Here is a 24,502-nt window from a genome sequence, read left to right on the forward strand (position 1 = left end):
ATAGACAACCTGGCCAAGAGGCTTAGACAAATGAACACGACTTTACATACAGAGGACCGCAAAGTCTGGATGAGCCTCCTGGCCACTGCTGACGAGGCCCGGCTGACCGCTCTGTGGCAAAAATACAGAGGGGATCCCGCTTGCGAATTCCTCCGCGCGCCCGAAGCGGGCGGCGTCATGATGCGAGGCCGCATGGGCAGCAGCGGCGCTCCCTTTAACCTGGGCGAGATGACGGTGACCCGCTGCACGCTGTCGCTGGAGGATGGAACCGTCGGGCATGGATACGTGCAGGGCCGCAGCAAGGCCAAGGCCGAGATCGCCGCCAAGGTTGATGCGCTGATGCAAACCGGCGCGGCCGCAGGTTTGCGCGCTGCGGTTCTTGCACCGCTGGCGGCGGAGCGACAGGTCCAAAAGGACCTGCGCGCTGCCAAAGCGGCGGCAACCAAGGTCGAGTTTTTCACCATGGTCCGGGGAGAGGACTGATGAGCCTTCAAACCAGCTCCGCTGTCTACGCAGGCGGGTTCAGCAATCCCCCGGTGGCTTCGGCGCATGCATTCCGGGCTGCAATGAATGCGATGGCCCGCCCTGGCGAGGTCCAGGAAATCACCGGCGCCACTCCGCCAGATAGTATTTCCCCAGCCGCAGGGTGCCTGCTGCTGACGCTCTGCGATCCGGAGACCGGCATATTTCTGGCGCCGGGTACCAACTCTGAGGCCGTGCGTGCCTGGCTTGCATTCCACACCGGAGCGCCCATCGTGGCGGCCGAGCAGGCAGATTTCGTCCTTGGCAGCTGGGAAGCGCTGATGCCGCTGACCCGCTTCCGCACCGGCACTCCGGAGTACCCGGACCGTTCTGCCACCTTGATTGTCGAAGTGCCTGGTTTCGGCACGCCAAACGCACAGCTCAAAGGTCCGGGCATCAAGGGCACCGCAGAAATGCAGCTGCCGGAGCTGGCGGCGTTTCAGGACAACGCGGTTCTGTATCCGCTCGGCCTGGATTCCTTCTTTACCTCGGGTTCGCAGGTGGCTGCGCTGCCGCGGTCAACCCAAGTAACTGCGGAGGCTTGAGGGCATGTATGTTGCAGTTAAAGGCGGCGAACGCGCCATCGAAAATGCTCATGCCTGGCTGGCCGAGGAACGCCGTGGCGACAGGAATGTCTCTGAGCTTACCCTCGCCCAGATCCGCGAGCAGCTGAGTTTGGCGGTGAACCGGGTGATGGCGGAAGGCTCGCTTTATGATCCGGACCTGGCGGCGCTAGCGATCAAGCAGTCGCGCGGCGATCTGATCGAGGCAATCTTTCTGATCCGCGCCTACCGCACCACCCTGCCGCGCTTCGGCTATTCGCGGCCGGTGGAGACCGCGGACATGTCCTGCGACCGCCGGATTTCGGCGACCTTCAAGGACGCGCCGGGCGGGCAGGTGCTGGGACCGACGTTCGATTACACACACCGCCTGCTGGACTTCAAACTGGCCGCCGAGGGCGAGGTGCCGGAGGCGCCTGTGTCGGAGCCGCGCAAGGAAGCCACGCCGCATATTGCTGAGTTCTTGCAAGGCGAGGATATTATCGAGCGCGAGCCTGTTTCGGACGCGGTTCCGGGCGATCTGACCCGTGAACCGATGTCCTTTCCAGCCGGGCGGGCAGTGCGGCTGCAGTCGCTGACCCGCGGCGATGAGGGGTTCATCCTCGGTATGGCCTACTCGACCCAGCGCGGCTATGCGCGCAATCATGCCTTTGTCGGCGAACTGCGTATCGGCACTGTGCCGGTGGAGATGGAGATCCCGGAACTGGGTTTTGCCATTGAGATCGGCGAGGTGGAGCTGACCGAATGCGAGACGGTGAACCAGTTCAAGGGCTCCAAGACGGTCCCGCCGCAGTTCACCCGCGGTTATGGTCTGGTTTTTGGCCAGTCAGAGCGCAAATCCATCGCCATGGCGCTGGTGGACCGGGCGCTGCGCTGGGAGGAGCTGGGCGAGGACAACGTTGGTGCCGCCGCACAGGACGAGGAATTTGTTCTGAGCCATGCCGACAACATCCAGGCCACCGGTTTTCTGGAGCACATCAAGCTGCCGCATTACGTGGATTTCCAGTCCGAACTGGAGCTGGTCCGCAAACTGCGCCGTGAAGCGGCGGAGCTGGCAGAAACGTTGTCGGCACGGGAGGCTGCGGAATGAGGCTAGCCTCCCCATCCATCAGTATTGCTCGTTTCGGCGTACCAGTCACCTCCTGGCCGATCAGGATGATTGGGCGACCTGCATTCAGAGCCGTCAAGGCCAATCCAAATCCAAGTGCCATCAGGTTCTTGGCGGAGGCTATCCCTTCGACGTTTCTTTCGACGGTAGTCCCAAAGAACGAACACCCCGAAGGCCAAAATCAAAATCCAGGAAATCAGGGGCGTTTGCATAAAACGGTTCCTGCAACGAATTGAGGCAACATGTCTGACTACAACTTTGCATACCTGGACGAACAGACCAAGCGGATGATCCGCAGGGCGATCCTCAAAGGTCTGGCGGTGCCGGGCTACCAGGTGCCCTTTGCCAGCCGCGAGATGCCGATGCCCTATGGCTGGGGTACTGGCGGCGTGCAGGTTTCGGCCGCCACGCTGACGCCGGACGATACGCTGAAAGTGATCGACCAGGGGGCGGATGACACCACCAATGCAGTGTCGATCCGCAAGTTCTTTGAAAAGACGGCCGGTGTTGAGACCACCGAGGAGACGGAGAAGGCCAGCGTCATCCAGACCCGTCACCGGATCCCCGAGGCAGAGCTGACCGAGGACCAGATCCTGGTCTATCAGGTGCCGATCCCGGAGCCGCTGCGTTTTCTGGAACCGCGGGAGACCGAGACCCGCAAGATGCATGCCCTGCAGGAATACGGGCTGATGCACGTGAAACTCTACGAAGACATCAGCCAGCACGGCGCCATTTCCACAGCCTATGCCTACCCGGTCAAGGTGGAAGGGCGCTATGTGATGGATCCCTCGCCGATCCCAAAATTCGACAACCCCAAGATGGAGATGGCGGCCATCCAGCTGTTTGGTGCCGGCCGGGAACAGCGCATCTATGCTGTGCCGCCCTACACGCAGGTGGTGCCGCTGGATTTCGAGGACTACCCGTTTGAGGCCAGCAAGGCGGATCACGCCTGCGATCTTTGCGGGTCCGAGCACAGCTATCTGGATGAGGTGATCCTTGATGATGCGGGCAACCGGATGTTTGTCTGCTCGGACACCGATTATTGCCGCGCGCGGCGCGAGGCGGGCCACTCCGGCCGCCTGAATGAGGAGGCAGCGTGATGACCCCTTTGCTGCAAGCGAAGAACGTTGCCAAGATGTACGGCGCGCGGATCGGCTGCACGGATGTGAGCTTTGATCTATATCCCAGCGAGGTGATGGGGATCGTGGGCGAAAGCGGGTCCGGCAAGTCAACTTTGCTGAACTGCCTGGCGGGCCATCTGGCCCCCGACCAGGGCCAGGTGATCTTTGACACCCCTGCGGATGGGCCTGTGGATACTGTCACCATGTCCGAACCGGAACGGAGGATGCTGTCCCGCACCGATTGGGCCTTTGTGCATCAGCACGCCCGGGACGGGTTGCGGATGCCGGTTTCTGCGGGCGGCAACATTGGTGAGCGGCTGATGGCTGTGGGGGACCGCCATTATGGCGCGATCCGAGAACGTGCGGTCGATTGGCTGGGCCGGGTTGAGATCCCGGAAAGCCGGATCGATGACCGCCCCTCCGCCTTTTCCGGCGGCATGCAGCAGCGGCTGCAGATTGCGCGCAACCTGGTGACCGGCCCGCGGCTGGTTTTTATGGATGAGCCGACGAGCGGTCTGGATGTTTCTGTGCAGGCGCGGCTGCTGGATTTGCTGCGGGGGCTGGTTCGGGAAATGGGGCTGAGCGCCATTATCGTAACGCACAACCTGGCTGTGGTGCGCCTGCTGGCGGACCGGCTGATGGTGATGAAGGACGGCCATGTGGTGGAAAGCGGGCTGACCGACCAGGTGCTGGACGACCCGCAGCATGCCTATACCCAGCTGCTGGTTTCCAGCGTGCTGCAAGTCTGAGGGCAGGGAAATGATTGAACTGAGCAATGTGAGCAAGAGCTTCACTCTGCACAATCAGGGCAGCGCGGTGATCCCGGTGATGGAGAACGCGAGCCTCACCGTGCAGCCGGGTGAATGCGTGGGGCTGACCGGAGCATCCGGGGCGGGCAAATCCACTCTGATGCGGGTGATTTATGGCAACTACCTAGTGGCGTCTGGCAGTGTGAGGGTCGGCGGCGTGGATGTGGCCAAGGCCGAGCCGCGCCAGATCCTGGCGCTGCGTCGTGAGACGCTAGGCTATGTCAGCCAGTTCCTGCGGGTGGTGCCGCGCGTGCCAAGCTTGGATGTGGTGGCGGAGCCGCTGCTGGCCGTGGGCACGCCGGTGGAGCAGGCTCGTGACAGGGCGGCTTCGCTGCTGGCGCAGCTGAATATCCCGGAACGCCTATGGGGGCTTAGCCCCACCACGTTCTCAGGCGGGGAGCAGCAACGGGTGAACATCGCGCGCGGCTTTGCCTATGAGTACCCAGCGTTGCTGCTGGACGAACCAACGGCCAGCCTGGATGCGCAGAACCGCGCCACCGTGCTGGGGCTGATCGAAGAGGCCAAGGCCCGCGGCGCGGCGATTATCGGCATTTTCCACGACGAAGCCGCCCGAGAGCAGGTCTGCGATCGTTTCGTGGATGTCTCCAGCTTTTCACCAAGGGATGCAGCATGAGTGAGAACCTGCAAAAAGGCCCGGTCATTGCCGTTGTCGGCCCCTCCGGTGTTGGCAAGGACAGCCTGATGTCGGCGCTTGCCGTCTCAGGCCCGCAGCTGCGTCTGATGCGGCGGGTGATCACCCGTGCACCTGAGGCTGGCGGCGAAGACTATCAGGCAGTCAGTGAGCCGGAGTTCTCTGCGCTTGCAGAGGGCGGCGTTTTTGCGCTGCACTGGCAGGCGCATGGTCTGCACTATGGGATCCCGCGTGACATCGAAAAGCTTCGCGAGGGGGCGGCGGGGGTGCTGGTGAACCTCTCCCGCGCGGTGCTGCTGGAAGCTCAGGAGGTTTTCGGTGACGTTATGGTGCTGTCTGTGACGGCGCGGCCTGAGGTGCTGGCAGAGCGTCTGACAGCGCGCGGACGGGAAGATGCCGGAGGGGTTCAGCAGAGGCTGGCCCGGGCGCTCTATCCGCTGCCAGAGGGGGTGGCCCGTGTTTATGAAATCGACAACAGCGGTGCGCTCAGCGCGGCGGTGAACACCGCGCTGGCTGTTATTCAGCCGGAAAGGGCATAGCGGTGGATCAGATGGAAACTGCCATCCTGCGCTTCGCCCGTCAGTGCCAAATCGCTAATCACGAAGGGTACGGGCAAAAGCGGGATCAGGTGCTCCGTCAACGCGGCCTCTGCCGCGGGCAGCTCAGGCTTGGGCAGTTTGCCGGTGAGCGTGATGTGAAAGCGGAACTGGTCCAGCACGTAAGGGTAGCCCCAGCGGGTAAGGTTGCCGTCCTGCTCCGGCGTCAGACCGGCCGCGCGGCGGCGTTCCGCTTCGGCTTCGGATGCAGGAGCGCGGAATTTGTCGAGCTCCGTCACGCAGGCCGCGGCCAGCGCGTTCAGCGTGGCTTGATCCCCAGTTGGGCGCAGGGCCAGGAAACGGCCGAGACGGGCCAGGTGCAGGCCCTCCAGCGTGACGGGTTTCTGAGCTGCGGCCAGCGCTGCACAGGCATTTTCAAGCGCGGCTTGCGTCTGGCCTTCGGCGAGGCGCATCGGCGGTTTCATCGTAGCGTGCAGCCCGTATTTGCGCGGCACGCTCGTGATAGCCGCGATGTCCAGCCCGGCCATTTCCGGATGCGGCAGCTCCGCACCCGCTTCCATGTCCCAGCCCAGCCAGCCGGCGCCGAACCGGCTCCACTCCGCATCGGCGGGCGGGGCGTAATAGATCGCGTATCGCGTGAATGTCACATTGGCCTCCTAAACGTGGCCTTCCATAGCTCGAAAGATGTGAAATTCAGATGACAGATGAATTGATCCTTGCCAATGCCACGCTGGTTCTTCCGGGCGAGATCCGGACGGGCAGCGTGAAGATCGCGGGCGGTGAGATCGCGGATATAGCCGGAGGTGCTTCGGTTCCGGCGGGGGCCGTGGACTGCGGCGGCGATTATGTCTGCCCGGGTTTGGTCGAATTGCATACAGACAATCTGGAGCGCCATATCCAGCCGCGCCCTAAGGTGGATTGGCCGCATGCCAGTGCAATCATGGCCCATGATGCGGAGCTGGCCGGGACCGGCATCACGACGGTATTTGATGCGATGCGGGTCGGCTCGATCAGCCGCCGGGACAGCCGCTATGGCGCCTATGCGCGGGGGCTGGCCTCGGAGCTGCTGGAGTTGAGAGCGGCGGATGCGCTGAAGATCTCGCATTTCCTGCACCTGCGGGCCGAGGTCTGCACCGACACGCTGGTGGAAGAGCTGAATGCCTTTGGTGCCGAGGATCGGGTCGGGCTGGTCTCGCTGATGGACCACACGCCGGGGCAGCGGCAATTCCGGGATATCGCCAAGCTGGAGCAGTATGTAAAAGGCAAGCACGGCTTTGATGATGCGGCCTTCAAGGCGCATGTGGCGCATCTGCTGGAGCTGCAGGAGACCTATGGCACGCTGCATGAAGTGGAGGCGGTGAAGGCTGCCAGACGCTTTGGCGCGGTCTTGGCGAGCCATGATGATACCACGGCAGAGCAGGTGGCGGTTTCGGCCGGCCACGGCATCCGCCTGGCGGAGTTTCCGACCACGGTGGAAGCGGCGCTGGCCTGCCATGCCAATGGCATCAAGGTGATGATGGGGGCGCCGAACCTGATCCGCGGCGGTTCGCATTCCGGTAATGTGGCGGCGCATGAGCTGGCGGAGCTTGAGCTCCTGGACATTGTCTCGTCCGATTATGTTCCGGCGGCACTGCTGATGGCGGCGGTGAAGCTGGGGGAACTGTGGGGGGACATGGCGCGCGGCCTTGGCGCTGTGACCCATGCACCTGCAGATGCGGTGGGGCTGGGCGACCGGGGCCGCCTTCAGGCTGGCAAGCGCGCGGACCTGATCCGCTTCGGCATCAGGGCCGGCACCCCGGCCCTGCGCGGAGTCTGGTCGCGCGGCGTGCGGGTGGCCTGAATGGAACGGGGCAGCGCCCGCCCCCGCAGAGTGGGCGTGCGCTGCCCGGCCTTTGGCCGGGCGGGGCCAGGGTCAGGCGGCGCGGTAAAACATATAGCGTCCCGGCGGAATACCTTCCGGGCCTGCGAGCTCATTGAAACCAACCAGCGGCTGGCCGGAAACGATGATGCCGCCCGGCGTCATGACCTTGGCAATCACGGGTGACAGGGCAGCCGCCTCCGCCACGTCCTTTTCCTTGACTCCGAAACCGAAGTCGTAGTGCGCCAGGGCAATCTTGTGCCCTTCTGCGGCCAGCCGTTCCAGCATCGGCTTGGCCTCGCCCTGCAGGAAGTCCTGCTCCGGCGGCACACAGGAGGGGTGGCATTGCAGCACACGGTCAATCACCCAGATCCGGCGGCCGGTGAGGGTCTCGCGCAGGTGGTCGTAGGTGCGGCCGTTGCCGAGCCCCATGTCCAGCACATCGCCGTCAAGAGGGCTGATCTGTTCCGCGGCCCAGTTCAGCCCGTCGCGCTGGGCGGTGAGGCGGCGCAGCATGGAATCAAGACGGCTCATTCAGGACATCCTTTCATCGTAGATCCAGGCCTCTGCCGGGCCATCGAGCAGGCGTTTCGCAAGCGCGGCCGTGAAGGCCCAGACGGTTTCGTCATGCACCAGGTGATGGGTGAGAAGGCCGTAGGGCTCCGCATTATCCGCCTCGCCCAGGCGGCGGTCGCGCAGCTGGCGGGCCACCTGTGCAATCAACTGTTCCGGGGACACGAGGCTGCGGCCGCCTTTCCAGTTGATCGGGTCGAGGTGGGTGTTTACCCGCAGCAGCCCGGGGGCGGGCTTGGCAGCCTTGCGCGGAGTAAAGGTGGAGACTGCGGTATAGCCCGCGCCTGCCAGCCAGGTCATCATCTCGGGCGAGATCCGGTTCCAGGGCGGCACAAACATCGGGCGCAGGCTGGCGCCGAACATTTCCTGAAGGCTGGAGAGCCCGCGTTCGGCGTCATCCAGAAGCTCTTCCAGTGGCCGGTGGGCGCCGAACTCTGCCTTCTTTTCGCCTGCGGGCGCGTGGTTCTGATGCGCCCAGCCATGCACCACGGGAACCAGCAGCGGGTGTTCTGAAACAAAGCGGCTGAGGTCCGGGGTCACGCCCTGCGGGATCACCGCCAGATGCACGGGCAGGTCAAGCTCCTCTGCCAGTGCCGCCAGACGCTCCAGCTCTGTCGAATGGGACATCGCGTCGTCATCCCGCCACCACAGCGGCAAGGTCAGGCCTGCCTCCTGCCAATGGGTCAATTCCCTGTCCAGCTCGCTCCAGTCCGGTGTCATCCGCGCTCCCCCGCCAGTTCTGCGGCAATTTCCACAGACCGGGCGGCGCCGTCAAACCTGAAACCGCCTGCAACCCGCCTGGGAGCGCGCAAAGCCGAGTTGACCGCAGCGCATAGCGTCTCGGGCGTGAGGTCCGCGGTTTTAACAATTCCGATGCCATTCAAGGAGGCCAGGCTATCAGCGCGCAGGCCTTGTTCGGTCTCGTTTCCTGCATCGAATGGCACCAGAACTGCCGGGGTCCCGGCTTGAAGCAAATCCAGCGCGGTATTGTAGCCGCACATGCTGACCGAAGCGGCGGCGTGGGAAAGCATCTGGCGGAAGTCCTTGCGGGCGGGCTCCAGCAGGGCAGGGGAGCCTGCCTTGGCGAAGGTCTCGATCCGAGCCGCCGCGTCTGAGCCGCCGACCAGCAGGCGCCAGGGCGTCGCCGGCATCAGCTTGGCCGCCTCCAGAGCGGTTTCATAGAGCGGGGTGCCGACACTGCCGCCGCCGGCGCTGATCAGCACCTCGCCGCGGCCAGCCTGCTGCGGGTGCGGCCCTGAGGCGGGCGGGGCGACGTATCCGGTGTAGCGCAGCTTGGTGCCCAGCATCTCAGAGACCGGCCAGCTGGCCTCAAGCCGGGTGGCAGCGGGATCGGAATGGACCAGCACCGCGTCATAGTATTGCGCGATGACCCTATCCGCTTTCTCTGCCTTCTCTGGCTTAGAGGGCGGCGCGAGGATGTCGCGGATAGAGGACAGGATAACCGGCCGCCTGGGCATGCCATGGGCGGCTTCAAGCAAGGCGAGGAATTCCTTGCGCAGAGAGCGGCGGCCAAAGGGGTAGAGTTCGGTGATCAGCACATCGGGCTGCAGGTTTTGCAGGGCGGAGCAAAGGGTGTCCTGGCGGCTTGCCAGATAGGTGTCGTCGGCCAGAGAGCCGTCCGCTGCCAGCAGCCGCGTGAAGTCTACCCCGTCCGAGCGCAGGGGCGGCAGCTGGATCAACCCGATGCCACCGGTGTTCAGCTGCGGAGCGGGGAAGCCGCCGGAGACCACTTGCACCTGGTGCCCGGCGCTGGTGAACGCGCGGGCCAAAGTCAGCGCGCGGGACAGGTGGCCGGTTCCCAGCAAATGGGTGACTGCAATCAGGACTTTCATGCAGCGTCCCTGCGGAGGAGGCGCACGGGCTCGGGCAGGTGAGTGAGGGCGGTGCCGTTGATCTCAACCACAAATAGCCGGTTGCGCTTGATGCGGAACGGGGCGGGGCCTTTGAAGTCCCAGCCGCAGGCGCGGGCCAGAATCATCCGCATGATGCCGATATGGCAGACCGCGATACTGTCCTGTGTCAGCCTGTGCAGCCAGGGTGAGATGCGGTCCCAAACCTCGGCAGGGGTTTCGCCGCCGGGCGGGCGGTAGTGCCAGCCCCAGTCCTCGATATCGCGGAAGCCGCTCATTGGGTCGGCTTTCAGGTCCTGCCCGTGCAGGCCTTCCCAGTCACCCCAGTTCATTTCGGTCAGTTCCGCGGCAGTGCGGGGCTTGCGGCCTGTTACCAGTTCTGCGGTCTCTGCCGCGCGCAGCAGCGGGCTGGACCAGAGTTCAGTTTGGCTCCACTCCGCAGACAGGGCATAGCCGCGCAGCTCCGCGCGGGCCGGGTCGTCCAGCGGGATATCGCTGCGGCCCTGGATGCGGCCGGCACGGTTCCAGGCGGTGTGGCCGTGGCGCAGGAGGGCGAGGCGGATCATCGCGCAGTCTCCATCAGGGGCAAAACGGTGGCCCAGAAGGTTCGGGCTGCAGCGGGCGCCAAGTGGCGGGAAGAGATGCGCCGGCGTGCATCCCGGCCAATGTCTGCGCGCCGTGCAGGATTTGCAAGCAAGTGGCTGGTAAAAGCTGCGAGAGCTTCCGGGCCGTCGTCCGGATCGGGATAAGCTCCTGGCAGCAGAACGTCCCGCACGCCCGGGCGGTCCTGAGCTGCAACCGGCAGGCCGTGTGCCTGGGCTTCCAGGTAGACCATGCCAAAGGCCTCATTGACGCCGGGCCAGAGGAACAGACCGGCCTTTGTGTAGGCCTCTGCCAGCTCTAGTCGTGAGAGCTGGCCGAGGAAACGGACTTTGCCCCCAAAAGGCTTCATAAGCGTTTCTACCTCATGCCGGGCAGGGCCGTCGCCGGCGATGTCCAGCCGCCAGTCCCCCTGCATCAGGGCGAGCGTTTCGGCGATGATGCGATAGGAGGTGAGCTTGTCACCCTCGCGCATCATGCCTGCGGTCAGCATCGGGCCCTCCAGCGTGGAGGCGGCGGGCAATGTGTCCAACGGCAGGAAGGGCGGCAAATTCGCAAGGACCTGTTCGCCGCAACGGTCGCGGTGCAGGGCAAAATGGTCCTGCTCCGTGAAATAGAAGATCGCGGCGGCGGCATCTGCGGCGGCGTGGGCCGCGGCGGCAAAGCCGCTCCACGGTCCGGTCAGCCGTTTCTTGGCTCGGGTGGACTCGATCTGTACATAGGGAATGCCGCAGGCACGGGCCATGGCGGGGCCGATCAGGTCCGGCGCTTTGTAATAGTTGTGATAGGTGACCCAGAGATCTGTCTCAGGCATTCCGCGGACAAGCCGCTCGGCCTCTGCTTCGGCTTGCCTGCGCAGAGCAGATTGTATGCCGCTATCCCCGCGCCTGTCATAGATCCTAAGATCCGAGACCAGTTGCACATCGGCGCCGCTGCCAGAAAGAAGGCCCATCAGGTTGCGGGCGATCTCGCGGTCGCCGGAGGGCACCGGATGGTGCGGCGGCTTCATCGGCGCGTAGAAGGCGACCCGTTTCCCGGCTCCGGGCTGCATAGGCCTCAGCCGCCCTGCAGCATCGCGTTCAGCCGTTTTGAGAGCTGGGCAATGCCGGGCGCCATGCCGAAGTCTGTGCGCAGGCGGGTGAGTGCGGCCTCTGCCATCACGGCCAGCTTCTGGGGATGGCGGGCGGCATGAAGCAGGGTTTCGGCCAGCGCCTCGGGGCTGTCATCGCTGAGCAGGCCGTGGGTGCCGTGGTCGATGAATTCCGGGATCGCTGAGACCGGGGTCGACAGGATCGGAAGGTTTTGCGAGGCGGCTTCCATCAGCACATTGGGCAACCCATCCCGGTCGCCGTCGGCAGCCACCCGGCTGGGCAGGACAAACAGGTCCGAAGTGCGCATCGCCTCGATCACCTCGGGCTGGTCGCAGGCGCCGCGCCAGGTGATGCGGTCTGCGATGCCTGCATCCTCGGCGATGCCTTGCAGCAAGTCTCCCAAGCCGCCGCCACCGATATGGGTCCAGTGCCAATCGAGGCTTGCAGGCAGCAGGGCGAGGGCGGCGATCAGCCGGTCAAACCCCTTTTTCTCAACCAAGCGGCCGACCGACATGAAATGCACCGGGTCCTGCGGCTGGCGCAGGCTGCGTTCCGGCGGTGCCGGGAAGCGGGAAAGATCAAGGCCGTGATAAACCAGATCCACCCGCGCCGGCGTATCGGCCATCTCCTGCAGATGCTTGGCGCCAAAGCCGGTGCAGGTAGCACCGAAGGCGGCGCCGTAATGGGCGGCTGAGAGTTTCTCTTCCAGTTCCCAATCCGGGGAGGTCCAGATGTCCTTGGCGTGGGCCGAAAAGCTCCAGGGCAGGCCGCGCATGATGGCGGCGTAGCGGGCTACTGACGACGGCGTGTGCAGGAAATGCGCGTAAAGCCCCAGCACTTCCTCGGGCATTTCCGCGGCCAGCACGCAGGCCTGGCCAAAACGGCGGATGCGGTTGGGACTGAGGTCGCGGCGCAGATCGGCACGCCAGATACGGTAGGCCTCGGCGTAGCCCGGCAGAGTTCGCGCGATCCCGCGCGCGCGCCAGACCCGTTCCGGCTCCTCAAACAGGTATTCGGGCAGGTAGTTCACGCGGGCCTGAAGCTGGCTGTGCAGCGGATGGCGTTTGAGGTCGGTGGGGTGGCGCAGCGACCAAATTTCAAAGGTGTGACCGGCGGTCTCGAGGGCGACCAGTTCCTGTGCGATGAAGGTCTCGGACAGCCGCGGCCAGCCTTTGACCACAACCGCCAGCGGCGGGCGGGGCGTGCTCATTCGGCGGCCTCTTGATGCGTGTCTTGCAGCAGGGCGTCCACCCGGCGGGTGACATAGTCGAGACCGTCCAGCAGACCCTCCGAGCCGGCTGCAGAGGGCGGCGGCTGCTTGGCCAGTGCGCGGATTGCCTTGGCCAGGGCCGGGGCGTTCCAGCCATCGCGGGATTCGTCCAGCATGGTGGTGAGGCCGATTTCCTCGGCCCGGCTGGCGCGGATCCACTGCTCCAGCCGCGGCGTGGTGCGGGGCACGATCACTGCCGGTTTGTCAAAAGACAGCACCTCGCAGAAGGTATTGTAGCCGCCCATGCAAACAACGCCCTGGGCGCCGGCAAACAGCGTCTCGATCTGCGATTCAAAGCCGACGGCTGTGACGCGGCCGCTCAAGCGGGCTACGCGCGCCTCGAAGTCCTCGCGGGTTTCGCCGGACAGGAAGGGGCCGTAGACCAGCACCGCGCGGGGAGAGAGTTCCGGGTCGGCTTCATAGGCCGCGATGGCCAGATCCACCATCATCTCGCCGTCACCGCCGCCGCCGGGGGTGATCAGCAAATAGGGCTGCTCGGGCGGTTCGCCCACTTGGCCAAGATCGCGGCGCAGGTAGCCGGTCCAATGCATCCGCGCCTGCATCTCAGGCGTGAAGGGCAGCCCGGCAGTCGGGTCATAGACCGAACGCGGCCCGTAAACCCAGATTTCGTCATAAAAGTCGCGGGTGGCCTCGACGGCGTGCTTGCGCTCCCATTCGGCGGCCAGCACTTCGGGCTCGTCCAGAACATCGCGCAGTCCCAAAACCATCTTGCAGCGGCCCTTGGATTTCAGCAGGTCCAGTGCCGGCATCAGCTCGCCCCGGAACCCTGTGGGCTCCTTGTCGGCAATCAGCACGTCTGGTTCGTATTGTTCCACCGTAGAGCGGATCAGCGCGGCGCGCAGCTCTGCGGTTTCTTCGATGCTCATACCCATGGTGCGCGAGGCATATGAGCCGTCCGATCGCTTGATCACGCCGGGCAGGCGGACATGGTCGACCCGGGACGGGAAGGAGAACCGGCCGGCCACCGGCGAGCCGGTGAGGATCAGCGCGGAGGCATCCGGATTGGCGGCGGTGATCGCCCCGGCCAGTGCACGCGAACGGCGCAGATGCCCTAACCCAAAAGTGTCATGGCTGTAGAACATGATCCGCGGCCCGCGCATGCCGGTGTCCGCCGCTGTCTGTGTGGTGCCTGTGTCCGTCATAGGGATGCCTGATAGGGGGGCTGGGAGGCGCCTGGCCAAGAGTAGGTTCCAGCGGTGCAAGGGGCAGGCCAGCCGCGGCTGCCGCTCGTCCCCGGGCGCATGCTCTTGTGCTCCGCCATCTTCCGCCTCAGTTGCGCGCTCCGCAGCCGGTTGCGGCGGGAGCGCGGTCAGTATTAGCTTTTGCCGCACTCCGGCCATGGCAGACCAGGCCGGCCAGGGGGTGCAGCGTTCCGCCAAAATGGCGGATGTCGGAAATTGTATAGCCCGGAGGCCCTGTGCATGCAATCGTGCGCCTTTGTTGCAAGGCGCACAGGAATTTGCCTCCGCGCCATTTGCGCAACGCTCCTTCGCATGATTAATTTGGCGCAAGTTTCCAAAAGGATAGGCGCTCATGCTGCATAACTTGTACCGGTTTCTTTTTGGCGTGCTGCTGAGTTTCACCCTGGCTGCTCACGCCGGCGCGCAGGAAAGTGACGCTGCGGGAGCGGAGGCGCTGGCGCAGGCGATTGAACAGGCGGCCGAAAGTGGCGTCAGTGTTGTGGTTGTTAACAGCAGCGGCCAGCTGCTGAACGGGCCGCCGGGTGCCGGCGAGGGCGATGAAGACCTGGCCACGGAACTGATGGAGCAGCCTTCCATGCTGATGAAGGCGCAGTCCAAGGTCGGCGCTTTCCGCGCTGAGCTGAACAGCCGCTTGGAGGCGCTGCCCTATTCCATCTTCGAAATGCAGTACATTCTGCGCCAGACCAGCCCGGACGGGCGGATCATGACCTATGCCGAGGTGCTGGGCTGGAGTGTGCTTTTCCTGCTGATCGGCCGCTGGCTGTCAGTGCAGGTTTACGGCAAGCGGATTGCCAAACGCTATGTGGTTGCGCGGATAAGGCAAAATCCTGAAGGCTATCAGGAAAAGATGCCGTTTCTGGTTTACCGCTTTCTGATGGGAATAGGCGCCACGGTTTTTGCGATGGTTTTTGCGGCGCTTCTTTCCTATCTCGTCTTCGGGGCCTCCGGCGATCCGTCTATCGAGTTTACCGCAACTGCCGTCTACACGGCCTTTTTCCTGGCCCGCACGGTGTCCGACCTGTGGCGGATGGTGCTGTCGCCCTTTCTGGAGCAATACCGGATTCCGGTGTTCTCCGGCCGGGACGCCAAGCGGCTCTACATCTGGGCATCGCTGCTTGCGACGTATGATATATCTTCGACCTTGTTTGCGACCTGGGTTGGAGATTTCGGCCTTAATTACAATGTTTACGCGCTGGTCTACGGGGTGTTGGCCCTGGTTGGGACTTTGGGGAACCTTCTGATGGTTCTGGTCAACGGGCGCGCCATTTCCAATGCCATCAGGGCTGGCCGCGGGCCCGAGGAATGCTCCTGGCTGCTCCGGGTCCTGGCTGTGGCCTGGGCGCCGGTGCTGATGGTCTACATGGCGTTTGGCTGGCTCAAACTGGCCTTTGATCTGGTGCTGGAAAACGACGTCTCAATCCCGCTTATGGCGGGCAGTTATTTTGTGCTGACCACGATCCTGGTGGTCTATGGCGCGATCAATTACTTCATCGAACGTTACTTCCACCGGGTGCGGTTGCTGAAGGCAGCGGAAGCCGAGGCAGCGGCCACGGCTGAAAGGCTGGAGACAGAAAGTGAGACCCAGCTGGAAAACCTTCAGGAAACTGCGGCTGCGGCGCAGGAATCCGAAACGGGAGTATCTGATGAAACGGCGTTTGCGTCACCAATTCTCGAAACAGCAGAGCCCGGGGAAGCAATGGAAAGCCCCTTGGTTGAGACAGGTGATGAGGTTCCAGATGAAGAATTTCCGCTTCCTGCCCGGCACCCGATAGCCACCTTCGAGGATCTTGCGCGCAGGGTTGCGGGCATACTCGCCTTTGTCGTGGGGGCCTATTCCCTGGTGATTGTCTGGAACCCGGATGCAAGCTGGACCGAAACGACCTCTGCCGAACGGGTGATCGACGTGACGGTGATCCTGCTCATCGGCTATGTCGTCTATCACCTGTTCCGGATCTGGATCGACAGCAAGATTGACGAGGAAGTGGGCGATTTGCCGGAAGCGGAACTGGGCGACGAAGGGGGCGCGGCCGGGGCAAGCCGGCTGGCGACCCTGCTGCCTCTGTTCCGCGGGGCGATTCTCGCGGTTGTTCTTGTGTCGATCGCGCTGATCCTGCTGCTGGAACTGGGCATCAACGTGAGCCCGCTGTTTGCCGGTGCCGGCGTGGTTGGCCTGGCAGTGGGCTTTGGGTCGCAGACCCTGGTGCGGGATATCTTCTCGGGCGCCTTCTTCCTGATCGATGATGCCTTCCGCAAGGGCGAATACATCGACATTGGCGATGTGAAGGGCACTGTGGAGAAGATCTCGGTGCGGTCCTTTCAGCTGCGCCACCATCTGGGCGCGCTGCACACCATTCCCTTTGGCGAGATCAAGGTGCTGACCAATTATTCCCGTGACTGGGTGATGATGAAGCTGCCGCTCAGGGTCACCTATGACACCGATGTGGAAAAGGTCCGCAAGCTGATCAAGAAGCTGGGCCAGAGCCTGCTGGATGATCCGGTGATCGGCGACAATTTCATCCAGCCGCTGAAGTCGCAGGGGGTGATCGAGATGCAGGATTCGGCGATGATCATCCGGGTCAAGTTCATGACCAAGCCGGGCGACCAATGGCTGGTGCGCAAGAAGGTCTATCAGGAGATCCGCGAACTGTTTGCCCGCGAAGGCATCAAATTTGCCCACCGCGAGGTTACCGTGCGGCTTGCCCCGGATCAGGAAGGCGAAGTAACGCCGAAGCAGCGCGAGGCGGCAGCGGGCGCGGTTCAGGCGGCTATAGACGAAGACCTGCTGGAAGAAATGGGCGGTCCCGGCGGCGACGACCGCTGAGCCTGCAGGGGGGCTCTCCCGCCCCCGCGCCGGACCGCTGGCGCGCTCCGCTTGGGGTTGGGCCCGGCGCCGCGCTTGCGCGCGGCGCGGCCTTCCCTCTCAGCGGCCAGGAGGACAGCGGGACAGGAGTATTTAGGACCAGAAAGAAGCGGGTTTATTCCGGATGGGCTTCTTTCTGGTTCGAAATACTCCGGGGTGAATTGGCCGTGAGGCCAAGAGGGGCAGCGCCCCTTTTGCCTGGCTAACCGGGCCAGCAAGCCAGGGCAGTGTTGCAGCGGCTGGCGGGCAGATCCCAATGCATTTGCGTTCCAGTGAGGCTGAGGGGAGGTGCCAGGCGGAGGCCCGGCCCCCAGCCGCTGGTCTCGGTATCCTGGTTGAAATCGCCTGCCTCGGCTCCCATGATCCTGGGACCTTCGCAGGATTTGCCGGTTCCGGCCAGCAGTTCGGCGGTGCGGGCGAGGGAAAGACGGGCTGCTGGCGCTGCGCCCCATTGAACTGCGGATGCCAGCGCAGATAGAACCGCAGCTGCCATCAGGTAACCGGTGGCGTGATCCAGTGCCTGGACCGGCAGGGGGTGCGGTTTGCCGGAGGCCGCCCAATCCCGGCCGGTGTCCGCAATGCCTGCGCTCATCTGCACCAGGCTGTCGAAACCGCGGCGGCGGGCCCAGGGGCCGGTCCAGCCATAGGCATCCAGCGTTGCCTCTATCAGGTTGGGTGAAAGCCGGCGGCGGGCCTCTTCGCCGTAACCTAAACCGTCCAGCGCGCCGGGGCGGTAGCCGTGCACCAGCACGTCGGCCTGGGACAGCAGGGTTTCGAACACCTGCCGGTCTTCGCCTTTGGTCAGATCAAGCACCGCCATGCGTTTGCCCAGGGAAATGTCGGTGATCACCCCTGGCTCATCCCAGCCGGGCGGGTCAATTCGCAGTACGTCGGCGCCGAAGCCGGCCAGGGTGCGGGTGGAGACCGGTCCTGCCAGAACCCGGGTGAGATCCAGCACCCGCAGGCCGGCCAAAGGCCGCTCTGCAGTGGCTTGCGGCCGGTCGCGCAGCTGCATGGGGCGGGGTGAAGTCCAATGGATCAGCGGCTCGGCAGCGACGGCCCGGCCCTGCGGATGGCCCAGCCACTCTGCGCGGCTGCGCATGGCGGCAGCCACGCCGCCGCCCGCAACAACCCCGCTTTCCAGGCTGTCTGCCTGCCAGTGTTTGACGGCATCCGCTACAGCTTCCCGCTCGCCTTTGCAGTCAAGCACTTGCAACGCTGCGCGGCGATGGTGCGGCAGATTGGTGTGCAGGCGGATCCAGCCGTCTGCGGTTTCGTAAACGCCGGCAATCGAGTCCCAGAGACTGGGCAGTTCCCAGCCCCGGGGGCGGAAGCTGTAGCTGAACCAGAGCGAGGCCAGGCGCTGATCCACGGTGACTTCCGGGGGGGCTGGCGTGAGGTTCAGGGCCTTGATCAGCCGGGCCAGTTCCAGCCCCGCCGCTGCCACCGATGCGTTGGCGAGTTCAGTGACCGCAAAGGCGCTGTGCCACTGACCGCTGCCGGTCGTGCGGTAGCTGTCAGGGGCAGGCAGGGCGGAAAGCAGGGTCATTGCTGATAGGGATCCAGGCTGTCCCGCAACCCATCACCGAGAAAGTTGAAGGCGAGCACGACCACAACGATGGGCAGCATCGGGATCGCTGTCCACGGGTAGATCTCGATGGAGGCAAGGTTCTGCGCGTCGTTCAGCATCACCCCCCAGCTGACCGCCGGTGCGCGCAGGCCAAGGCCCAGGAAGGAGAGCGCAGTCTCACCCAGGATCATCGCCGGGATCGACAAGGTGGCGGAGGCGATCAGGTGCGACATGAAGTTCGGCAGCAGATGCTTGCGGATCACCCGGCCGGAGGAGGCGCCCATCATCTCTGCCGCGCGGACATATTCCTCTTCGCGCAAGCTCAGGAACTTGGCCCGTACCGATCGCGCCAGCCCTGGCCAGTCAAGGATGCCGAGAATGATTGAGATAACGAAGAACACGGCCACTGGCGACCAATTCGAGGGCACCGCAGCCGAGAGCGCCAGCCACAGCGGCAGTTCGGGCAGGGAGCGCAGGACTTCGATCACCCGGTTGATCAGCCAGTCGGTCTTGCCGCCGAAGTATCCCGCCAGCGAGCCAAAGAAGATCCCCAGCACAAAGGAGACTGATATCCCGATCAGGCCAACCGTGAGCGACAGCTGGGCACCGTAGAGAATGCGCGAGAAGATATCGCGGCCCAGCCGGTCGGAACCCCACAGGAACACCGGGCTGTTCTTGTCCGGGGAGCAGAACAGATGGGTGGTGGAGGGGATCAGCCCGGCGATGTTATACGCGCGCCCCTCGCAGAAAAATTCCAGCTTCTGCGGGTTCTCAAGGTCCGGTGTGAACACCCATTGGAAGGTTTCCAGATCGGCATGCGAGGTCAGGGGGTAGACATAAGGTCCGATGAATTCGCCCTGGTGGAAGAAATTGATGGATTGCGGCGGCGAGTAAAGATGTTCGCTGTGGCGCTGGTTCGGCCCGTACGGCGCGATGAAGCCGGCCACCGGCAGCAGCAGGTAGCAGATCAGCAGGAATGCACCGGAAATGAGGCCCAGCTTATGGGTGCGGAACTTCCGCCAGACCAGGAGCCAATTGGGGGCGTCCAGATCCTTGCGCTCAACCTCCGAAAGCGAGGCCTGCGGATCGAAGGGGGCGTCGTCGACATAGCGTCCATCGGGTAGCTGGGTCATGCGCCGCGCCCCTCATACCGGATCCTCGGGTCAAGCAGCACCAGCAGCACATCCGAGATCATGGTGCCGATCAGCGTGAGCAGGGCCACAAACATCAGCACGAAACCGGAAAGGAACATGTCCTGGGTCTTGAGCGCTGTCAGCAGGGTCGGGCCGATTGTCTGCAGACCCAGCACGACGGACACGAGAACCGAGCCGGAGATCATCGAGGGCAGCAGGTTGCCGATGTCGGCGACAAAGGGATTGAAGGCGACCCGCAGTGGGTACTTTGCCAGCATCCGCGAGGATTTCATGCCCTTGGCTATCGCGGTCTCCACATAGGGCTTGCCCAGTTCGTCCAGCATATTGGCGCGCAGCCGCTGCATCATGGCGGAGGCGCCGGCCGTGCCGATCACAAAGGTGGGCACGATCAGGTGGATCAGGATGGACTTCACCTTCTCCCAGGTCATCGGCATGCCCTCGAACATCGGATCCATCAGCCCGCCGATCGGCAGATCGAACCAGCGGTGGCCGTAGTAGAAGAGGATCAGGGCCAGCAGGAAGTTCGGGGTAGCCAGCCCCAGATAACCGATAAAGGCAGAGGTATAGTCGACCCAGCTTCGGGCCCGGGCTGCGGCCAGCACGCCCAGGGGCAGCGCCACGGCATAAACGAACAGCACCGCGGCCAGATTTACCAGCACGGTCAGCCACAGGGTGTCGCCGACGATTTCCGCCACCGGGCTGTCGAACTCAAAGGACCAGCCGAAGTTGCCTTGGATCATGCCCGAAAACCCGTGGGGGCCGGGCATGAAACCCATCCAGATCATATATTGCTGCCACAGGGGCTTATCGAGCGCGTATTCCTGGCGCAGAAACTCCGCCTTGGCGACGCCGGCGGACTGGCCGGTGGCTTGCAGCTCGGCAATCTGGTTGGACAGGTAGTCGCCAGGCGGCAGGTTGATGATGGCAAAGACCAGCACCGACACCACCAGCAGGGTCAGCAGCATGGTGCCAAAACGGTAAATGGCGTATTTCAGGATTTCCATCAGCCTTTGCCGTCCTCAAAGAAAAATTCATCCGGGCGGTAGAGGCCGAAATGCGCCCCGGGGTCCCAGGCCCAAACCGCCTGTTTCGGCACGTTGTGCAGCCGGTTGCTGACCACCACGGGCTGCGGCGCCCCCGCGACTACGCCAATGGCATAGACCTGATCTGCATGGATGTTCAGCATCTCGCGCCAAGCGGCGGCGCGTTGGGCGTCGGTGCCGGCCGTATCCCAATTGTGCAACAGTTCCAGCAATCGCTGGGCAGCGGGCATGTCGGGCGGCTCACCTGCTTCGCCTCCGGTTTGGAAGAACTGCCCCCACTTCGGCCATGACAGGAAAACTTGATCCGTTGGCGCCAGATAGGCGGGAGACGTATAGGCTTGCGGCAGGCCATTGTCCCAGCCGAACCAGACTGAGGCCATGGCACCGCCGGAAAACACCCGGTTGCGCAGAATATCCCGGTCCAGCGGCCGCATCACCAGCTTGACCCCCACGTCACGCCAGTCATCGGTTATGATCTGCATAGCGTTCTCGACTTCCTGGCGTTCGCCGGCGGTTTCCACCACCAGCTCCATCAGCCGCCCGTCGGGCAGGTAGCGGATGCCATAACCGTCCCTTTTTGACAGCCCGGCCTCGTCCAGCAGCCGGTTGGCCTGATCCGGGTTGAAATCTGCCCAGGCCGCCCGCAGCTCCGGGTCAAAGAACTCGCTCTGCTCAAGCACCGTCATGGCACCTGGTTTCGCAAGGTTGAAGTAAAGCGCCCGGTTGATGGCGCGGCGGTTGATTGCCAGCGACAGTGCCCGGCGCACCCGCACGTCGCGCAGCACCTCCTGCCAGACGGGATCGTTCACATTGAGGTTCGGGTAGATCGCGATCTGCGAGGCGGTGCCGTTGCCCCAAAGGAATGTCTTGTACTTCGAGCCGTCTTTCTCGCCCTTTCGCAGGATCGGGATGTCGCGGAACCCGATGCCGCGGGCCTGCAGATCAGCCTCGCCGGCGTTGGACTTGGCGGCAACCAGGCCAGGGCTGACGATCTCCATCTCGACCGTGTCTATGTAGGGCAGCTGCACGCCCCGGCTGTCGATCCGGTGGTAATAGGGGTTTCGCACAAACTGGTGGCGGATCTTTTTACCGGCTGATGCATTGATCCAAGGCTGCAGGGTGGGCAGTTCGTGATTGTCGAACTTGTACATGTTGTCGAACTTGTTGTGCAGCGCCGCCCAGCTTTTGACGCGGGCATGTTCGACGTTTTCCTCCAGCATATCCGGATCGGCATAGTCTGCATGGAACTGCTTCAGGTATTTAGCAGGCCGGTAGATGAACGGCGGCCGGGCCTGTGCAAGCACATGCAGGAAGCCGGGGTTGGGCTCATCCCATTCAATGATTACGGTGGTTCTGTCCGGAAAGCTCACCCGCGGCAGCTGTCCCATCACCCGCAGGAAATCCGGCGGGCCGGCCGGGCTCAGCTCCGGGTGGTTGGCGACATCCTCCCACCAGTAGCGGAAATCATCCGAAGTGAAGGGATCGCCGCTGGACCAGCGGTGGCCGGGGCGCAGCCTCAGGGTGTAGCGGCGGTTGCCCTCGTTCTCGAACCCCAGCAGGATATCCGGCTGCAGCCGGTAATTCTGATCATAGCCCGCCAGCCGCGCGTAGCCATAGACCACCATCTGGCGGATATCCTTGGAACGGGTCACCATGGTGTTCAGCGTGCCGCCCTGAATGCCGAATTCGCGGCCCTTGGCGGCCAGATCCACCACCAGCGGCACCTGTGGCAAGCGTTCGGCAACAGGCGGCAAATACCCGGCCTTGACTTCAGAACGCCAAAAATTGCTTTCCTGTGCCACCGGACCGGCCACAGACGGGAGGGGCGCAAGGAAGAGTGCTGCGGTCAGCAGGGGCTTCAAAACGTCAAGCATGGCAGCGTACCTTGTGGCCGGCTTCCAGGTGGCTCAGGTTCACCAGCGGCGGTGCCTGAATGCCGTTGAAGCGGAATTCTTCGGGCCAGCACTCTGGCGCACCAGCACCTTGAGCCACCAGTTCCAGGTCAATGGGCCGGTCGATATCGGGTTCCGGCTGGGCCGCAATCAGCGCTTTGGTGTAGGGGTGCTGGGGATTGTAGAACAGCGTCTCAGGCGGCGCCTGTTCGACGATCAGCCCGCGCCGCATCACCGCGACTTCGTCGGCGATCCGGGCCACGACCGCCAAGTTGTGGCTGATAAACAGATAGGACAGGTTCTGCTGGTCGCGGATCTCTTCCAGCAGGTTCAGGATCTGCTCCTGCACGGAAACATCCAAGGCTGAGGTCGGCTCGTCACAGACAATCAGCGCAGGATCCAGCATCAGAGCCCGGGCGATTGACAGCCGCTGCCGCTGACCGCCCGAGAACGCATGCGGATAGCGTTTTAGCATGTTGGGAGACAGGCCGACAAGCCGCAGCATTTCGGCAGCCTTGTCACGGCGTTCCGAGCGGCTGCCGATGCCATGGATCTCCAGCGGTTCCACCAGCGTGTCCTGAATGCGCATTCTGGGCGACAGCGAAGAGTAGGGGTCCTGAAACACCATCTGAGCCCGGCGCTGAAAGGCAATCCGGGTTGCCCTGTCCATATCGTGCACTGCAATCGGCGGCTGGTCCGGAGCGGGGCGGAACAGCACCTTGCCGCCCGGGTCCGGCAGTTCCGCCCCCAGAGCAATCCGGGCTGCGGTCGTCTTGCCCGAACCGCTTTCACCGACGATTGCCAGCGTTTCGCCGCGGGTCACCCGCAAATCGATTTCGCGGCAGGCATGCACCAGGGTTGGCTCCTGCCAGCCTTTGCTGGTACGCAACGTGTAGGTCTTTGAGACCGATTTCATCTCCATGATCAGATCGTCGCGGGACGGCGGTATGGCGACGACGGCTTCGTCCGGGATTTCGGGCGCGGCGTCAAACAGTGCCCGGGTATAGGGGTGCGCAGGGGCACGCAGCATCGGCTCGGCGCGGCCGGCTTCCATTACCCGGCCCTTGTGCATCACCACCACTTGCTCGGCCATATTGGCGACCACGCCCAGATCATGGGTCACCAGGATCATCGCCATGCCGGTTTCGCGCTGCAGTTCTTTCATCAAGCCCAGCACCTGCGCCTGTGTGGTCACATCCAGCGCGGTTGTGGGCTCGTCGGCAATCAGCAGATCGGGCTTGGCTACCATCGCCATGGCGATCATCGCCCGCTGGCGCATGCCGCCCGACAATTCAAACGGGTAGGATCGGTAAGTACGCTCGGGGTCCGGGAAGCCGACGCGTTCGAAACAGTCCAGAACAACCTTGCGCGCCGCACGCTCAGGGGTGCGGCCATGCAGCCACAAGACTTCGGAGACCTGGTTGCCGATCCGGTGCAGCGGCGACAGCGAACGCATCGGTTCCTGAAAGATCATCGAAACGATATTGCCGCGCACATCGCGCATCCTGCGTTCATCCAGCGTTGCCAGGTCCAGGGATGTACCGCGGGTTTCAAGCAGGATGCGTCCGGTGCGAAGCTGCGCAGCCTTGGGCAAAATGCGCAATGCGGCACGGCAGGAGATCGTCTTGCCCGATCCGCTTTCCCCGACCAGGGCCAGGGTCTCGCCCGGCTGCACGGCAAAGCTCACGTCCTTCACGACCGGCTCGCCCTTGCCAAATCCGATGCTGAGGTTTTCGACAGACAGCAGCGGACGCATTCAGTTTTGCCCGCCCGGCTGGTTCAAGGCGTTCATGAGATCGTGTTTTCCCCTGTTTTTTGCATCACCTTCGCGCGACCGGCGCTGTTTAGTCAAACCCCATTTGGCCAGCTGCCCGTGGCACAAGGGAAATGTGAACGGCTTGCAGGTCCGCATCAAGGCGGGTGCACAGGCCTGATAGCCAGCCTGCATACCGGTTTTGTAACGGTTTCCGGCTCTGGGCATAAGGCAAGTTCACAATGGATAACATCCGCGTTCCGGTTATAGGTTTCATTCCATTTCCTGCAGCGCGCAGTTGCGCGAAGGGGTGGCCCTGCCCGGCAAGGCATAGGTGGCTCCGCTGTGGCCTTGCCGCCACTTGACCTGCGGGCTGACGGGATTGCCATGTTGGCGCCGGGCGCCGCCGCTCCTA

General features: G+C 63.7%; 22 protein-coding genes. 9 read left to right on the plus strand and 13 right to left on the minus strand.

What is annotated here, in order from left to right:
- The first annotated feature begins 30 nt into the window (after window positions 1–30).
- The 7 genes from phnG to phnN all read left to right on the plus strand — a co-directional run bounded on the left by phnG (window position 31) and on the right by phnN (window position 5,311).
- The gene (phnG, locus tag ACXAEH_RS18515) at window positions 31–483 is read left to right on the plus strand and encodes a phosphonate C-P lyase system protein PhnG (RefSeq protein WP_475034847.1); all 453 of its coding nucleotides are present in this window, start codon (window positions 31–33) and stop codon (window positions 481–483) included.
- The gene (gene phnH, locus ACXAEH_RS18520; protein ID WP_475034849.1) at window positions 483–1,067 is read left to right on the plus strand and encodes a phosphonate C-P lyase system protein PhnH; all 585 of its coding nucleotides are present in this window, start codon (window positions 483–485) and stop codon (window positions 1,065–1,067) included. The genes phnG and phnH overlap by 1 nt, the downstream gene beginning before the upstream one ends.
- Window positions 1,068–1,071: 4 nt before the next feature.
- Window positions 1,072–2,172 carry a carbon-phosphorus lyase complex subunit gene (locus ACXAEH_RS18525; RefSeq protein ID WP_475034850.1) on the plus strand — a complete coding sequence of 367 codons (1,101 nt, stop codon included), beginning with the start codon at window positions 1,072–1,074 and terminating at the stop codon, window positions 2,170–2,172.
- A gap of 260 nt (window positions 2,173–2,432) precedes the next feature.
- Window positions 2,433–3,290, plus strand: a complete 858-nt coding sequence (locus tag ACXAEH_RS18530) for an alpha-D-ribose 1-methylphosphonate 5-phosphate C-P-lyase PhnJ (RefSeq protein WP_475034851.1) — start codon at window positions 2,433–2,435, stop codon at window positions 3,288–3,290.
- On the plus strand, window positions 3,290–4,060 hold the full coding sequence (gene phnK, locus ACXAEH_RS18535; protein ID WP_475034853.1) for a phosphonate C-P lyase system protein PhnK: 771 nt from the start codon (window positions 3,290–3,292) through the stop codon (window positions 4,058–4,060). Before ACXAEH_RS18530 ends, phnK begins: the two co-directional genes overlap by 1 nt.
- Before the next feature lie 10 nt (window positions 4,061–4,070).
- Window positions 4,071–4,754, plus strand: coding sequence for a phosphonate C-P lyase system protein PhnL (gene phnL, locus ACXAEH_RS18540; protein WP_475034854.1), 684 nt, complete (start codon window positions 4,071–4,073; stop codon window positions 4,752–4,754).
- Window positions 4,751–5,311 (plus strand): phosphonate metabolism protein/1,5-bisphosphokinase (PRPP-forming) PhnN, encoded by a 561-nt coding sequence (phnN, locus tag ACXAEH_RS18545; protein WP_475034855.1) that lies wholly within the window; start codon window positions 4,751–4,753, stop codon window positions 5,309–5,311. The genes phnL and phnN overlap by 4 nt, the downstream gene beginning before the upstream one ends.
- Here phnN and ACXAEH_RS18550 read toward each other — a convergent pair.
- Entirely contained in the window at window positions 5,293–5,976 is a 684-nt protein-coding gene (locus ACXAEH_RS18550) for a DUF1045 domain-containing protein (RefSeq protein WP_475034857.1), read from the minus strand. The two genes, phnN and ACXAEH_RS18550, sit on opposite strands and share 19 nt — an antisense overlap.
- Window positions 5,977–6,026: 50 nt before the next feature.
- Here ACXAEH_RS18550 and ACXAEH_RS18555 point away from each other — a divergent pair, with 50 nt between their 5' ends.
- Window positions 6,027–7,169, plus strand: a complete 1,143-nt coding sequence (locus tag ACXAEH_RS18555; RefSeq protein WP_475034858.1) for an alpha-D-ribose 1-methylphosphonate 5-triphosphate diphosphatase — start codon at window positions 6,027–6,029, stop codon at window positions 7,167–7,169.
- Window positions 7,170–7,241: 72 nt separating this feature from the next.
- Here the strand turns inward: ACXAEH_RS18555 and ACXAEH_RS18560 are convergent, their stop codons facing one another.
- From ACXAEH_RS18560 to ACXAEH_RS18590, 7 genes are read right to left on the minus strand one after another with little or no spacing between them, the layout of a single operon-like run.
- A complete protein-coding gene (locus tag ACXAEH_RS18560) occupies window positions 7,242–7,721 on the minus strand; it encodes a class I SAM-dependent methyltransferase (RefSeq protein WP_475034860.1) in 480 nt (159 codons plus the stop codon).
- On the minus strand, window positions 7,722–8,480 hold the full coding sequence (locus tag ACXAEH_RS18565) for a polysaccharide deacetylase family protein (protein ID WP_475034861.1): 759 nt from the start codon (window positions 8,478–8,480) through the stop codon (window positions 7,722–7,724).
- On the minus strand, window positions 8,477–9,613 hold the full coding sequence (locus tag ACXAEH_RS18570; RefSeq protein WP_475034862.1) for a glycosyltransferase family protein: 1,137 nt from the start codon (window positions 9,611–9,613) through the stop codon (window positions 8,477–8,479). Before ACXAEH_RS18570 ends, ACXAEH_RS18565 begins: the two co-directional genes overlap by 4 nt.
- Window positions 9,610–10,197: a histidine phosphatase family protein gene (locus tag ACXAEH_RS18575; protein ID WP_475034864.1), complete on the minus strand. Its 588-nt coding sequence runs from the start codon at window positions 10,195–10,197 to the stop codon at window positions 9,610–9,612. The genes ACXAEH_RS18570 and ACXAEH_RS18575 overlap by 4 nt, the downstream gene beginning before the upstream one ends.
- Window positions 10,194–11,282 (minus strand): glycosyltransferase family 4 protein, encoded by a 1,089-nt coding sequence (locus ACXAEH_RS18580; RefSeq protein ID WP_475034866.1) that lies wholly within the window; start codon window positions 11,280–11,282, stop codon window positions 10,194–10,196. The genes ACXAEH_RS18575 and ACXAEH_RS18580 overlap by 4 nt, the downstream gene beginning before the upstream one ends.
- Before the next feature lie 5 nt (window positions 11,283–11,287).
- On the minus strand, window positions 11,288–12,532 hold the full coding sequence (locus ACXAEH_RS18585; RefSeq protein WP_475034867.1) for a glycosyltransferase family 4 protein: 1,245 nt from the start codon (window positions 12,530–12,532) through the stop codon (window positions 11,288–11,290).
- Entirely contained in the window at window positions 12,529–13,755 is a 1,227-nt protein-coding gene (locus tag ACXAEH_RS18590; protein ID WP_475034868.1) for a glycosyltransferase family protein, read from the minus strand. Before ACXAEH_RS18590 ends, ACXAEH_RS18585 begins: the two co-directional genes overlap by 4 nt.
- Before the next feature lie 391 nt (window positions 13,756–14,146).
- On the opposite strand from ACXAEH_RS18590, the gene ACXAEH_RS18595 reads away from it, so the two are divergent.
- Window positions 14,147–16,636, plus strand: a complete 2,490-nt coding sequence (locus ACXAEH_RS18595) for a mechanosensitive ion channel family protein (RefSeq protein ID WP_475034870.1) — start codon at window positions 14,147–14,149, stop codon at window positions 16,634–16,636.
- Window positions 16,637–16,877: 241 nt separating this feature from the next.
- Here ACXAEH_RS18595 and ACXAEH_RS18600 read toward each other — a convergent pair whose 3' ends face one another.
- The 5 genes from ACXAEH_RS18600 to ACXAEH_RS18620 are packed head-to-tail and all read right to left on the minus strand — an operon-like array spanning window position 16,878 to window position 24,090.
- Window positions 16,878–18,224 carry a CoA transferase gene (locus tag ACXAEH_RS18600; RefSeq protein WP_475034871.1) on the minus strand — a complete coding sequence of 449 codons (1,347 nt, stop codon included), beginning with the start codon at window positions 18,222–18,224 and terminating at the stop codon, window positions 16,878–16,880.
- Window positions 18,221–19,378, minus strand: coding sequence for an ABC transporter permease (locus ACXAEH_RS18605; protein WP_475034872.1), 1,158 nt, complete (start codon window positions 19,376–19,378; stop codon window positions 18,221–18,223). The genes ACXAEH_RS18600 and ACXAEH_RS18605 overlap by 4 nt, the downstream gene beginning before the upstream one ends.
- Window positions 19,375–20,403 carry an ABC transporter permease gene (locus tag ACXAEH_RS18610; protein WP_475034874.1) on the minus strand — a complete coding sequence of 343 codons (1,029 nt, stop codon included), beginning with the start codon at window positions 20,401–20,403 and terminating at the stop codon, window positions 19,375–19,377. Before ACXAEH_RS18610 ends, ACXAEH_RS18605 begins: the two co-directional genes overlap by 4 nt.
- Entirely contained in the window at window positions 20,403–22,316 is a 1,914-nt protein-coding gene (locus ACXAEH_RS18615; protein WP_475034875.1) for an ABC transporter substrate-binding protein, read from the minus strand. The genes ACXAEH_RS18610 and ACXAEH_RS18615 overlap by 1 nt, the downstream gene beginning before the upstream one ends.
- A complete protein-coding gene (locus ACXAEH_RS18620) occupies window positions 22,309–24,090 on the minus strand; it encodes an ABC transporter ATP-binding protein (RefSeq protein ID WP_475034876.1) in 1,782 nt (593 codons plus the stop codon). The genes ACXAEH_RS18615 and ACXAEH_RS18620 overlap by 8 nt, the downstream gene beginning before the upstream one ends.
- Window positions 24,091–24,502 lie beyond the last annotated feature (412 nt).

This window comes from Leisingera sp. ABM4_060, assembly GCF_056158765.1.

Excerpts from the sequence above, each read along its gene's own strand:
- phnG (WP_475034847.1), top strand. The coding sequence starts at position 31 with ATGAACACGACTTTACATACAGAGGACCGCAAAGTCTGGATGAGCCTC.
- phnH (WP_475034849.1), top strand. The coding sequence starts at position 483 with ATGAGCCTTCAAACCAGCTCCGCTGTCTACGCAGGCGGGTTCAGCAAT.
- ACXAEH_RS18525 (WP_475034850.1), top strand. The coding sequence starts at position 1,072 with ATGTATGTTGCAGTTAAAGGCGGCGAACGCGCCATCGAAAATGCTCAT.
- ACXAEH_RS18530 (WP_475034851.1), top strand. The coding sequence starts at position 2,433 with ATGTCTGACTACAACTTTGCATACCTGGACGAACAGACCAAGCGGATG.
- phnK (WP_475034853.1), top strand. The coding sequence starts at position 3,290 with ATGACCCCTTTGCTGCAAGCGAAGAACGTTGCCAAGATGTACGGCGCG.
- phnL (WP_475034854.1), top strand. The coding sequence starts at position 4,071 with ATGATTGAACTGAGCAATGTGAGCAAGAGCTTCACTCTGCACAATCAG.
- phnN (WP_475034855.1), top strand. The coding sequence starts at position 4,751 with ATGAGTGAGAACCTGCAAAAAGGCCCGGTCATTGCCGTTGTCGGCCCC.
- ACXAEH_RS18555 (WP_475034858.1), top strand. The coding sequence starts at position 6,027 with ATGACAGATGAATTGATCCTTGCCAATGCCACGCTGGTTCTTCCGGGC.
- ACXAEH_RS18560 (WP_475034860.1), bottom strand. The coding sequence starts at position 7,721 with ATGAGCCGTCTTGATTCCATGCTGCGCCGCCTCACCGCCCAGCGCGAC.
- ACXAEH_RS18565 (WP_475034861.1), bottom strand. The coding sequence starts at position 8,480 with ATGACACCGGACTGGAGCGAGCTGGACAGGGAATTGACCCATTGGCAG.
- ACXAEH_RS18570 (WP_475034862.1), bottom strand. The coding sequence starts at position 9,613 with ATGAAAGTCCTGATTGCAGTCACCCATTTGCTGGGAACCGGCCACCTG.
- ACXAEH_RS18575 (WP_475034864.1), bottom strand. The coding sequence starts at position 10,197 with ATGATCCGCCTCGCCCTCCTGCGCCACGGCCACACCGCCTGGAACCGT.
- ACXAEH_RS18580 (WP_475034866.1), bottom strand. The coding sequence starts at position 11,282 with ATGCAGCCCGGAGCCGGGAAACGGGTCGCCTTCTACGCGCCGATGAAG.
- ACXAEH_RS18585 (WP_475034867.1), bottom strand. The coding sequence starts at position 12,532 with ATGAGCACGCCCCGCCCGCCGCTGGCGGTTGTGGTCAAAGGCTGGCCG.
- ACXAEH_RS18590 (WP_475034868.1), bottom strand. The coding sequence starts at position 13,755 with ATGACGGACACAGGCACCACACAGACAGCGGCGGACACCGGCATGCGC.
- ACXAEH_RS18595 (WP_475034870.1), top strand. The coding sequence starts at position 14,147 with ATGCTGCATAACTTGTACCGGTTTCTTTTTGGCGTGCTGCTGAGTTTC.
- ACXAEH_RS18600 (WP_475034871.1), bottom strand. The coding sequence starts at position 18,224 with ATGACCCTGCTTTCCGCCCTGCCTGCCCCTGACAGCTACCGCACGACC.
- ACXAEH_RS18605 (WP_475034872.1), bottom strand. The coding sequence starts at position 19,378 with ATGACCCAGCTACCCGATGGACGCTATGTCGACGACGCCCCCTTCGAT.
- ACXAEH_RS18610 (WP_475034874.1), bottom strand. The coding sequence starts at position 20,403 with ATGGAAATCCTGAAATACGCCATTTACCGTTTTGGCACCATGCTGCTG.
- ACXAEH_RS18615 (WP_475034875.1), bottom strand. The coding sequence starts at position 22,316 with ATGCTTGACGTTTTGAAGCCCCTGCTGACCGCAGCACTCTTCCTTGCG.
- ACXAEH_RS18620 (WP_475034876.1), bottom strand. The coding sequence starts at position 24,090 with ATGCGTCCGCTGCTGTCTGTCGAAAACCTCAGCATCGGATTTGGCAAG.